General features: G+C 32.2%; 12 protein-coding genes. 4 read left to right on the top strand and 8 right to left on the bottom strand.

Annotated features, from left to right (window positions below):
- Positions 1-68: 68 nt before the first annotated feature.
- Complete coding sequence (locus JJJ02_RS04780) at positions 69-1,622, bottom strand: glycine betaine uptake BCCT transporter (RefSeq protein WP_111714820.1); 1,554 nt, start codon at positions 1,620-1,622, stop codon at positions 69-71.
- A gap of 307 nt (positions 1,623-1,929) precedes the next feature.
- Here JJJ02_RS04780 and mscL point away from each other — a divergent pair, with 307 nt between their 5' ends.
- A complete protein-coding gene (gene mscL, locus JJJ02_RS04775) occupies positions 1,930-2,298 on the top strand; it encodes a large conductance mechanosensitive channel protein MscL (RefSeq protein ID WP_240837658.1) in 369 nt (122 codons plus the stop codon).
- Between the two features lie 44 nt (positions 2,299-2,342).
- On the opposite strand, the gene JJJ02_RS04770 is transcribed toward mscL, so the two are convergent.
- The 5 genes from JJJ02_RS04770 to JJJ02_RS04750 form a co-directional block, all read right to left on the bottom strand.
- Complete coding sequence (locus tag JJJ02_RS04770) at positions 2,343-2,969, bottom strand: SCO family protein (protein ID WP_111714816.1); 627 nt, start codon at positions 2,967-2,969, stop codon at positions 2,343-2,345.
- 109 nt (positions 2,970-3,078) lie between these two features.
- Positions 3,079-6,186 carry an AAA family ATPase gene (locus tag JJJ02_RS04765; protein WP_240837656.1) on the bottom strand — a complete coding sequence of 1,036 codons (3,108 nt, stop codon included), beginning with the start codon at positions 6,184-6,186 and terminating at the stop codon, positions 3,079-3,081.
- Complete coding sequence (locus JJJ02_RS04760) at positions 6,176-7,291, bottom strand: exonuclease SbcCD subunit D (protein ID WP_240837655.1); 1,116 nt, start codon at positions 7,289-7,291, stop codon at positions 6,176-6,178. The genes JJJ02_RS04765 and JJJ02_RS04760 overlap by 11 nt, the downstream gene beginning before the upstream one ends.
- Before the next feature lie 101 nt (positions 7,292-7,392).
- Positions 7,393-7,617: a DUF2922 domain-containing protein gene (locus JJJ02_RS04755; protein WP_170122445.1), complete on the bottom strand. Its 225-nt coding sequence runs from the start codon at positions 7,615-7,617 to the stop codon at positions 7,393-7,395.
- A gap of 22 nt (positions 7,618-7,639) precedes the next feature.
- Positions 7,640-7,843: a DUF1659 domain-containing protein gene (locus tag JJJ02_RS04750; protein ID WP_111714810.1), complete on the bottom strand. Its 204-nt coding sequence runs from the start codon at positions 7,841-7,843 to the stop codon at positions 7,640-7,642.
- 94 nt (positions 7,844-7,937) lie between these two features.
- Between JJJ02_RS04750 and JJJ02_RS04745 the strand changes: the two genes are divergently transcribed.
- Positions 7,938-8,435 carry a DUF2621 domain-containing protein gene (locus tag JJJ02_RS04745; protein ID WP_111714808.1) on the top strand — a complete coding sequence of 166 codons (498 nt, stop codon included), beginning with the start codon at positions 7,938-7,940 and terminating at the stop codon, positions 8,433-8,435.
- A 39-nt stretch (positions 8,436-8,474) separates the two neighbouring features.
- On the opposite strand, the gene JJJ02_RS04740 is transcribed toward JJJ02_RS04745, so the two are convergent.
- Both JJJ02_RS04740 and JJJ02_RS04735 read right to left on the bottom strand, forming a co-directional pair.
- Entirely contained in the window at positions 8,475-8,942 is a 468-nt protein-coding gene (locus JJJ02_RS04740) for a CcdC family protein (protein WP_240837653.1), read from the bottom strand.
- A 14-nt stretch (positions 8,943-8,956) separates the two neighbouring features.
- Complete coding sequence (locus JJJ02_RS04735; protein WP_111714805.1) at positions 8,957-9,631, bottom strand: cytochrome c biogenesis CcdA family protein; 675 nt, start codon at positions 9,629-9,631, stop codon at positions 8,957-8,959.
- 197 nt (positions 9,632-9,828) lie between these two features.
- Here JJJ02_RS04735 and JJJ02_RS04730 point away from each other — a divergent pair, with 197 nt between their 5' ends.
- Positions 9,829-10,560: a hypothetical protein gene (locus JJJ02_RS04730; protein ID WP_240837651.1), complete on the top strand. Its 732-nt coding sequence runs from the start codon at positions 9,829-9,831 to the stop codon at positions 10,558-10,560.
- A 63-nt stretch (positions 10,561-10,623) separates the two neighbouring features.
- The coding region (locus JJJ02_RS04725) for a helix-turn-helix domain-containing protein (RefSeq protein ID WP_240837649.1) at positions 10,624-11,140 on the top strand (517 nt) is incomplete at its 3' end.

Here is an 11,140-nt window from a genome sequence, read left to right as displayed (position 1 = left end):
ACCAGTTTATAAGTTTTACTTATGATAAAAAGACAGTTCAAGTAAAATAACCTGAACTGTCTTTACTATTATTTATTTTTCTGAGGATTGACCTCATAAGTTTTATTTCTAAACTTTTTATCGGGTTTCAACGTTAACCCAAGCCTCATTCTTTCTTTATTTCCGTCTTTATAGACAGAAACTAACATCAACATTAATACAAATGAGAATGGGAAAGCTGCAATGATCGCTGCGCTTTGCAACGCAGAAAGTCCACCTGCATAAATTAACACAAGCGCGATTAAAGATTGCGCAACACCCCAAATCACTTTAATATAGTTTGCTGGTTCTAAAGAGCCGTTTGTAGACTGCATACCTAATACAAACGTCGCAGAATCTGCTGACGTTATAAAGAAAGTACAAATCAATGATAAAGCTATCAATGATAAGCCCATCGCCATCGGCAAATGTTCAAAGATTGCAAACAATTGAGTTTCAACGACCATTTCACCAATTTTCGGAACATCCTTGAATACTTCAATACCTGTTACACCAAACACACTAAACCATAGTGCACTGATAATAGTAGGAACGAGTAATACACCGATTAAAAATTCACGAATCGTTCTTCCTTTTGAAACACGTGCGATAAAGATACCAACAAATGGGCTCCAGCTCATCCACCAGCCCCAATAATAAATTGTCCAGCTGTTCATCCAGTCATGTTTATTTTTATCAAGTGGCGCAACATCAAAACTCATACTTAAGAAATTCTGTAATAAATTACCGATTGATGTTGAAAACATATTTAAAATTAATACTGTTGGACCTAAAAATAATACTGCAAATAATAATAATGTTGCGAGCGTAATATTTGCATTACTTAAAATTTGGATACCTTTTGATAAGCCACTCCACGCACTTATCAAGAATAATATTGTAACGATAATAACAATGATTAATTTCACGTTAAATGTATTTGGAATATTAAAGAGATAATGCAAACCACCATTGATCTGCTGAGCACCCATACCAAGTGAAACTGCAACCCCTACTACTGTTGCAAATACTGCAAGTACATCAATGATTGTTCCAATCCATCCATCAACCTTATTCCCTAACACAGGACGTAGTGTTCTTGAAATTAATCCTGGTTCACCTTTTCTAAATTGTGCATATGCAAGTCCAAGCGCTACAACGCCATATGTTGCCCACGCATGAAATCCCCAGTGGAAAAATGTATAACGAAATGCATCTTTCATCGCTTCATCCGTCTCTGGTTCAGCAACAGGTGAGGTAATAAAATGACTTAAAGGTTCTGATGCACCATAAAAGACTAAACCGATCCCCATACCTGCACTAAATAACATTGCAAACCATGAGATTGTACTAAATTCAGGTTTATCCTTTGGTTTACCTAATTTAAGTTTACCGATCGGACTTAATATTAAGAATAAACATGTAAAGACAAATATAGAAGTCACCATAACATAATACCAACCAAAATATTTAGAAATCCATTGGTTAATATTACCTGTTATTTTACTAAATTCTTCAGGAATAGTAATACCTAAAATCACTGTAACGGCCACTAAAGCTAGTGCAATAAAAAATACAGGTGTTAATTTTCTACCTTCTTTCATTAAAAAACTCCTCTCTAATTATTAAAAACAGTCTATAGTATAACAAAGAGAAAAGTTAATTTCAAATAAATAAATATTAAGAAAATATCAAAATGAAAAATTTAAATCGTTTTCATTGCTATTTCTTTATAATCTAAAAATTTTATTTCTCATCACCTCATTTCAAATATACTTATTATTTATAATTGAAAGAAATATTATTTGTAAAATGATAAAAATTTAATAAAAATTAATTTAATAAATAAATAGAGATTGATTTTTTATATTTTTGATTGTAAAATAGAATTATTATAGGAGGTGACTATACATGTCATTAATAAAAGAATTTAAAGAATTTGCTATTAAAGGAAACGTTCTTGATTTAGCAGTTGCAGTGGTAATCGGTGCAGCATTTGGTAAAATCGTATCTTCATTAGTAGCAGATGTTATTATGCCAATTATCGGTCTTATCTTTGGTTATACTGATTTCGCATCAAACTGGGCTTATAAAGGTATTAAATATGGTGTCTTCATTCAATCTATCGTTGATTTCTTAATCGTTGCCGCAGCCATCTTCTTATTCGTTAAATTAATCAATAAATTAACACGTAAGAGCGATGTTGAAGAAGTTGAGGAAGCAGTAGAAGAAAATACTGTATTATTAACTGAAATTAGAGATTTATTGCGTTCTAAATAATATTAAAAAGAGATTGCGATTGCAATCTCTTTTTCTTATCTTTTTTACTTTTTATAAGGTCCTTCTTTTATCATTGTCTTCACATCTTCAACAATTTCTGCTTTCGGAAATTTTTTATCTCCAGTATCTTTTCCTGCATAATCTTTCATAATTACACCATTTTGGTCAACTAAGTAAAACGATGTACCATGTGTCGCCTGATCATTGTCAGCAGTCGGTGGAACGACAATCGTTTTAAAATTCTCTTCTGCAAACTGTCGGATGAACTTTTCATCATAATCAGTAACAGCTGTCCACACACCTTTTGGCGGATTATACTGATTAATATATTTTTTCAATTTTTCAGGCGTGTCTTTCTTTGGATCCACACTAAAACTAATAATTCCGTAGTCTTTAGGAGATACACCCTCTTTTTTCAGTTCATCTGCAACCTGACTCATATTATAAGTCATCGGTGGACAAACAGTTTTACAGTTAGTAAAGATAAAATCTACTAACCAGACTTTGCCTTTCAAATCTTTCTCAGAAATTGCTTTACCTTCTTCATTTGTCCCTGAAAATTCAGTAATGGTATTCCCAAATAAAGACTTCGGTACTATTCTTGAATTACTACAAGCCGCAAAAATAAATAAAGTAGTTAAAATAATTGTAAAAATTCGTAATTTTTTCATAATTCCCTCCTATTTATCAAACATTAATATAACAAATAATACGTGTAATGAGTATATGAATACAACGAAAGTTTTGTCATAATTATTACAATTTATAAGATTCCTGAAATTATTGAATGATAAATGTGGCACTGCTATCAAAACCGTTCGACTCAATCTTTAATATTGCTGGTATTCTTTCTTTGAGTAATTGTACATGACTAATCATTCCAACGAGTTTACCTGATGTTTGCAGATCGATTAATGCGTTAACTGCTACTTCTAAAGTTTCATCATCCAACGTTCCAAAACCTTCATCAATAAACACAGATTCAAGATGAATCCCCCCAGAAATTTGCATCACAAAATCTGATAAGCCTAATGCTAGGCATAATGAGGCAATAAACGTCTCTCCTCCAGACAATGAAGATATATTTCTCGTTTTATTCGCATTATAATCAAATACATCTATAACAAGGCCTTGTCTGCCACCACCTCGCTTTTCAGCACGACGTCGTAACTCATAACGATTACCCGTCATCTGTCTTAGTCGATTATTAGCTAATAGCAATGTCTGTTCCAGATAATACATTAATACATAAGTTTCAATATCTATCTTCTGAGCATTATTTCCATTTAAAGCATCGCTCAATAATACAAGTGATCTTACATCTTTCATTGTTGATTCATAATAAGTAAGTCTATCTTCAAGCTTTATAAACTGGTTTGTATAATTCTGATATTTCTCCTGCATAGAACCAACATTTGAAACCAGTTCATCTATCATTTCTCTCATTGTTTCTAGTTCCTGATGCAAATTATCCAGATTAGGTGATTTACGATTGTCAATAATCTGATTGAATCGATCTATTTCATTGGATAGTGTAAGTCGCTTATCATGGAACGCTTTAATTTCTTTCTCAAATTGTTCAATAATAACACTAATATTTTTATCAGTATACTTTAGTTTAATTGCTTCAGGGATTTGATATTGTTCTATTCTTTCATTGTAAAGTTGAATTGATTGAACGATTTCTTCTTTTTGTCTGTTCAAACTCTCAACATTTTGATGAATAACCAGTTTTTCTTTTTCGTCTTGTGCGATATTATCTTTACATTGTTCAAAGGACGATTCATAAGTTGAGATTTCATTTTTATAGGTATTGAATCGTTTGATAAATGACTCGTGATTATCCGTATTCGTATCTTGCAGAAACTTTGAAAAATCAGATGCGTCTGTGTGATATTGTTTCTCGACCACAGTAACTTCCTCTTGAATTGATTTAAGTGATTCAACAAATTGAACTGTTTCATCGTGTGCTGCGTCAAGCGTATGTAATTGCTCTTGATACTTTAAATTAACATTTGTTAGTTCCAGAAGTTCATTATCTGCACGTTTTATATCATGAGAAAGTACCTTAATATTAGCTTGTACCTGTTCCTGTAATGCCAAATACACTGCATTACCTATATTTTCGATTGTTATATTATCAATCCATTCATTTAATGCACCAATTTCGATTGTATTAAATTTCGATTTATCTTCATCATGAATATGAGTAATTGATGGGATCATTTCAAGTTCATTTATGTAAATTTCAATAGAAGTACTCAATTTTTGCTGACGTTGTTTCATTTGTTCTAGTTCTATTTGGTATTTATGCGCTTCTATATGTGATGTATCATCTAGATTGTGAATAACATTCGCACAAACCGGACATTTATCCCCAACATTTAATTGGGATTTGATGTTTTCTATTTGTTCAACATCCTGTACTTTCTCACTACTTTGTAAATCATTTAATTTACTTTTTAATGATTTTATTGATTCATCGATATTTTGATAGGATTCCTTAGTTGATAGCAAACGGTCTAATTGTTGTATAATTTTTGATAATGTAGCAATCTGCATCTTAACTTTTGTGATTGTATTGTCCAGTGTGGTAATTTTTGAATCATTTTCAAGTACTTGCGTTTGTATCAACTGTTTTTCTCTTTCATAGTTTTGCGCATCATTTACTTTTTCTTGTATTGATTCAATCTTATTTGTTAAAGTGGTTATTTTTTCTTTACTTTTACGAATATCTTGCTGTAAATTTTTATATTTTGAATGTGTATAACGCTCATTTTGAACAACATATTTTTTCTTTTCAGTGATATCTTCATAACTTTGTTGAAATGTTTCTTGTTGCTTACGTAATACTTTCAACCTTTTTTCTATTTCCTGAAATTGAATGTTAAGGCGCTTTATGTTTTGTTCTACTATTTCTCTTTTCTTAATATGAGAAAATAAATCATTTTCAATCATCTTATAATGATCAAACTGAATAAGGTATTTTAAATCATTTTGCTTGTCATTAATATTTTTTTCGTTTTCCATTAAACGAATACGTTCCGCTTCATGGTCCTTTAATTGTATGATACTATCATTTAAAATTTCTGCGTCACTTACTTCTTTCTCTTTTTCCTTTAACAAATTACGTTTAATTTCAAGCGTTTCTTTAGACTTTTTAATTTCATCATTCATCGTTAATAAAGCAGATTGAATTGCATCACGTTTATCGGTATAAGTTTTTGCCCCATTTTGATCGATTAGTCCATTGAACATGGCAAACTGAACACCTATTTCAGATTCTAATGCCAGCATTTCTTTTTGATCCTGCTGAACTTTTTCTCGCAGTTGTGCAGACAACTTTTGAATGTTCGTCGTATCGAAAAGTGTACGTAATATATCTGACTTTTCTTTTGATCCCGAGACAAGTAATGATTTAAATTCACCTTGTGGTAATATAAAAATTTTTCTAAATTGATGGGCATCCAGCTTTATAATATCTTTTATCTTTTCTTTTCCAGCAGTCAGTCCAGATGCTAGCAATCGTTTCTCGTTTGCATCGATTTCATAAACATTGAGCTGAGTTGGTTTCTTCGTCTTATTACCATTTTTTATAAAGGGTATGTCTCTGTAAATTTCATATTGTTTGCCCTGCATATAAAAGTTATAGATAACTTCTGTGGGTTCATCATCCTGTGCATTTATATTTCTTAAATTTGATTCCTCACGATCACTCGTCGACGCGACACCAAATAATGCGTACATCATCCCATCAAATATCGTCGTTTTTCCTGCACCGGTCTTACCACTGATTAGAAACAGCTGATGATTTTGAAGGCTTTTAAAATCGATTGTTTCTTCCTTAAAAGGACCAAATGCTTTTAACGTTAATGTATTAGGTTTCATCTGAATCACCTCCTGCTGTCAGTAATGAATGAAGCGTATCAATTTGTTGATCATTTAACGTTTCTTCCGTCATTTCTTGATAGAATGTCGCTATGAGATCCATTGTATTTAGACTTGTAACATCCTTACTCATCGTAAATGTATTATTTGCTTTCAATATCGGTTTTAATTCGAGTAAATTCGGATAAATTTGTTTTAATTTAGCCATCGGTTCATTAACCGCTTCCATCTCACTTAGTTCAAGCCTTAAATATGCATGCTGATTACACTCAAGCTGTAAATGCATCGCCTCATTATACGTTCCTTGTGCAACCTCTAAATCTCTTTCATATTTTAGAGGTTTAAAATTTACTACATTTTCATTTAAATCAAATATTCTATAACCCTTACGTTGGCCAATTTCAGAGAAAGAATAACGCATTAAACTCCCACTATAAAAAACTTTCTCATCTTTTATTGCGTCTGGTGTATGCAGATGACCGAGCAGCGTATAGTCAAATTCATCAAATAATGATTTATTCACATGCTCGACAGTCCCGATAACGAGTTCTCTTTCAGATTCTGTTACCGCACCACCAGCAACAAATAGATGACTGATCAATATGTTTTTCTTGTTTTTATCCATATTGTTTTCTATGTTTGATATTATCTTCTGATATGTATCCTGATGCGTTCTTATCGATTCATCATTGAAATACTGACGGGCATATGCCGGATCAATATAAGGGACTAAGTAGAAATGAACACCATCAATGATTACAGGTGTTAAACTATCTTCAATCGTAGTTGAAAGATAATATTGGAACTGCTTAAAATAATTTCTTGCATGACCTAAACGTTCAGCACCATCGTGATTTCCGCTTACAGCGAGCACCGGAATTTTTCTATCTACATTTACTGATAGTAAAAATGACTCATATACCTGCATTGCTTCCTTTGATGGTATTGAACGATCATATATATCACCTGCTATGACAAGTACATCTATGCCCTCTTCATCAATTCGTTCTATGAGCTGATTTAAAATCATCTGCTGATTATTTAGTAAAGAAAACTGATTGATTGTTCGTCCAATATGTAAATCTGCGATATGCATTATCTTCATACTTTTTCACCTCAGCATTTATTATACAAAAAAACACATCCCTGATATAGGGATGTGCCGATGGTATATTCAACAAGTATGCATTTATTAATATGTTATTATTACTTTTCCTCTAAATCAAAAAGAATCGTTTCAACTTTATCGACTAATTTTGCTGATTTTATCGATACTGGAACACCTGCTGTCGTAATAAAATATTTACTATTGACGATGCTCTCCATTACAGATAATACCGTTTCACGTGTCAAATCCTGTTTCGGCTGATTCACTGTAAATGTGTAGTTTTTTCCAGTATCCGTTAAAAAGTTCATTTGTAAGCTTTTCATCATTTATTCCTCCCGCTAATAATTAAATCACTGCTTTCGTTTCAACTTTATCAATCTTTACATAATCTTCACCAGTCAATTCAGACATTAATGTTGCAAAGTTTTGTAAATCACTATCAAGCAAATCCATACGCACTTGATTAAAACGTCTTGTCTTAAATACTTCTTTACCATCTTCTTTTACACCTGTAACATACATAAGATTTAATACAACTTCTTTTAACATGTTCTCACCTCCTTTACACTTTATATATCGAATAAAGATTATTAGATAGACACATATTTTTTAGTTCTATATAATGTGTTTAGAGGTGAACGACATGAACGACTGGTTTATGATATTTATTTTCTTATGGACAGTATTCTTTATTTCTATGCTGGCAATCGGTGGTTTCTTTATGTTCCGTAAATTTTTAAAGCGTATGCCAAAAGAAGATGGTAAAAGTGAGCTTGACTGGCAGGATTATTACATTAATAAAGCTTTACCACTCTGGGGAGATGATGCTAAAAGTTTACTCAATGAACTGGTTTCTCCTGTACCGGAACTATTTCGTGATGTTGCAAAAGAACGTATCGCAGGACGTATCTCAAAAATTGCGTTAGACGAACAAGCCGAAAGTATAGAACTTGATCATATATTACGCGGATACATCATCGCTACACCAAAACGTGATCACCCTTTTATGAAAAAGAAACTCAATCAATTAGGAATTGATTATTCGCCCTACGAAGATTACTTTAAGTATGCGGATGATGAGAAACAAAAATTCTCTATATTTGATCATTCAGAAATAGTGAAAACTGAAAAACAAAAATAAGCCGAGCAGTGATCATTCACTACCTGGCTTATTTTTATGTCAATCTTTAATTAAAGTGCGCTCTAACTTCTTAAATTTAATATACATCGCAATACGCCATGGCACAATCATACTGAATGCCAGTAAGAAGAACATACCAGCTAATTCACCTGGATGAATCGTACTACTTAAGTAAAATTTCATCACACTACGAATAATCAGTAAAGAAATTAAAATGAGCGGAAATAACTTCGATCGTTTCATATAAATTAAGTTATCTTTAACAACAAAGTTAGAAGTATAGATTAAGAAAATCGAAAAGAACATTCCGACGACAACCGCTTCTAATATTTCCATCGGTGTCAATCGAAAGTAAGGTACTACATACATCAACGCTCCCGTAGACATAAAAAACGGTGGAAGAATAATTTTCTTAACATTTGTGGGATAATTTTGAGCCTTCATTCTAACTATAATAACTGCCGTACCCATAAATAATGCTACGAGCATCGATATCACAAAATACATATCCATCCTTCTTTCTAACTAAAAAATTGGGTGATTGCTGTTAACTTATCAAAGAATAATAACAATCCCATAATAATCATCATTACTCCACCAATTTTAGTGATTATCTGACTATATTTCTTTAATATATTAATTTTTGTGATAAAGAATGTCAATAAGAAAAATGGAATACAAAATCCAAGAACATAGGCAATCATATAGATCAGCGCTAACGATTGATTAACAGCTGCCATAGAAAAAATAGTTCCGATAATCGGACCCATACATGGAGTCCAGCCTGCCGCAAATGCAATGCCTATCAGTAACGTTCCGATAAAGCCAGTCGGTCTATTCTTAAATTCAAATTTACGATCTTTCATTAAAAACTGTGGGTTGAAGATGCCTAGTACCACTAAACCAAATATTATACATAGTAGTCCTCCAACCATACGAATCGTATTATCATACGACTGTAGAAAATCTGAAACAAAACCTAATCCCACACCTAACGAAATATAGACAATAGAAAAACCAATTAAAAAGAATACAGTGTGTAATAAGGCTTTTTTATCCATTTTATTATCTTTTAGATCATTATAACTTACACCAGTAATATAAGATAAAAATGCAGGATAAATCGGCAGAACACACGGTGAAATAAAACTAAGTATACCAGCGCCGAAAGCAACGGCTATCGTAATATCTCCCATAATCAACCTCCATTCTCAATCATTTTAACAAATATTTGCGCATCTTAATGCTAAGATTTTGAACGAAATGTGACATTCATAGAATCTTGAGTCTATTTCATTAATATTTATCACACCAAATACATTAAACAATCAGAAGATTATCATGTTCAAATTAAGAAAAAAATGCTATATTTACATTAACAGGAGGACTTGCTATGAAAAATAAATATCTCTTATTATCGATGACTTCACTTTTATCGGTATCCTTGTTAGCAGCGTGTGGAAAAGATGCTCGTGATGAATCAGAAGTCAATAAAGCAAAAGTTGCATTTGAAACGAAAAATAAAGAATCAACTGACGAAGATAAAAAGGTAACAGACAAAAATAAATCTAAAGCTGCACTTGAAAAAATCAAAGCTGCAAAAGAACGCGGTAAAAATAAAAAGAAAAACAGTAAAAATGATATTGAAGAAGCAGATAATAAAGAAATTGCTTCCAGTGATACAGATAAAGAAACACAATCAGAAAGTAATGATACAACTGAAAAATCTACTTCTGAAAGTAAAAGCGATTCTAAAAAAGAGTCTACTAAAACGTCATCAAAGAAAAAATCAACTGCATCAAGTCGTTCAACATCATCAAGCAATTCATCTAGTAACACATCTAACAGTAATACCAGTTCAAATACTTCTACATCAAGACCAGCATCAAGTACGTCTCAACCTGCTGTGACACGTCCTGCAACACAATCACCAACGACAAGACCATCAACACCGACAGTGACTGTACGACCAACGACACCGACAACGACAGCACCAACGACAACACGTCCAACAACACCAAGACCAACAACACCGACGACGACTCAACCGGCTACAACACAACCGGCAACACCTGAGCCACCTTCATCTAATGATGGATTTATCGAGCCGATGCCAGGTCAATAATAAAAAGCATGAGGAAATTTGAAGTGCACCCCTAAAGTTGAACCTTAAAATTCAACTTTAGGGGTGTTTATTTTGAATAAAAAGCATGAACTTGATTTTAAATTAAGAATTATTAAAGAATATAAAGATGGAAATATTGGCTATGATTCATTGGGTAGAAAATATGATATTCAACCTTCAATACTAAGAACATGGATTTATCAATTTGATACCTTCGGTATTGATGGTCTTATTTCCGGTATGACAAGAAAAAAATATTCAACAGATGAAAAACTAAGAATTATTCAGTACAGAAATAATAATCAACTATCCTATAAAGAAACAGCTAGAATATTTGGTATTTCTAATCCTACTTTAATTGCTCAGTGGCAGATGAAATATAATCAATATGGTATCCTAGGTTTAGAATCAAAACCGAAGGGTCGTGCGCCTAAAATTATGAAAGATAATAAGAAAAAAGTTAATACTACTAGTTTAAATGAAAGTGAAAGACAAGAATTAATTCGCTTACGTGAAGAAAATAGGAGATTAGAAATCGCAATTGCTCTCGAAAAAAAGTTACAATCCTTAGCTCGAAAAA

It is taken from the genome of Macrococcus sp. PK (assembly GCF_022501545.1).
GTDB classification, from domain to species: Bacteria; Bacillota; Bacilli; order Staphylococcales; family Staphylococcaceae; genus Macrococcoides; species Macrococcoides epidermidis.
The sequence above is the reverse complement of the archived record's forward strand: the minus strand, read 5'-3'. Positions and strand labels throughout refer to the sequence as shown.

Excerpts from the sequence above, each read along its gene's own strand:
- JJJ02_RS04750 (WP_111714810.1), bottom strand. The coding sequence starts at position 7,843 with ATGTTAAAAGAAGTTGTATTAAATCTTATGTATGTTACAGGTGTAAAA.
- JJJ02_RS04755 (WP_170122445.1), bottom strand. The coding sequence starts at position 7,617 with ATGAAAAGCTTACAAATGAACTTTTTAACGGATACTGGAAAAAACTAC.
- JJJ02_RS04745 (WP_111714808.1), top strand. The coding sequence starts at position 7,938 with ATGAACGACTGGTTTATGATATTTATTTTCTTATGGACAGTATTCTTT.
- JJJ02_RS04760 (WP_240837655.1), bottom strand. The coding sequence starts at position 7,291 with ATGAAGATAATGCATATCGCAGATTTACATATTGGACGAACAATCAAT.
- JJJ02_RS04740 (WP_240837653.1), bottom strand. The coding sequence starts at position 8,942 with ATGTATTTTGTGATATCGATGCTCGTAGCATTATTTATGGGTACGGCA.
- mscL (WP_240837658.1), top strand. The coding sequence starts at position 1,930 with ATGTCATTAATAAAAGAATTTAAAGAATTTGCTATTAAAGGAAACGTT.
- JJJ02_RS04765 (WP_240837656.1), bottom strand. The coding sequence starts at position 6,186 with ATGAAACCTAATACATTAACGTTAAAAGCATTTGGTCCTTTTAAGGAA.
- JJJ02_RS04770 (WP_111714816.1), bottom strand. The coding sequence starts at position 2,969 with ATGAAAAAATTACGAATTTTTACAATTATTTTAACTACTTTATTTATT.
- JJJ02_RS04730 (WP_240837651.1), top strand. The coding sequence starts at position 9,829 with ATGAAAAATAAATATCTCTTATTATCGATGACTTCACTTTTATCGGTA.
- JJJ02_RS04735 (WP_111714805.1), bottom strand. The coding sequence starts at position 9,631 with ATGGGAGATATTACGATAGCCGTTGCTTTCGGCGCTGGTATACTTAGT.
- JJJ02_RS04780 (WP_111714820.1), bottom strand. The coding sequence starts at position 1,622 with ATGAAAGAAGGTAGAAAATTAACACCTGTATTTTTTATTGCACTAGCT.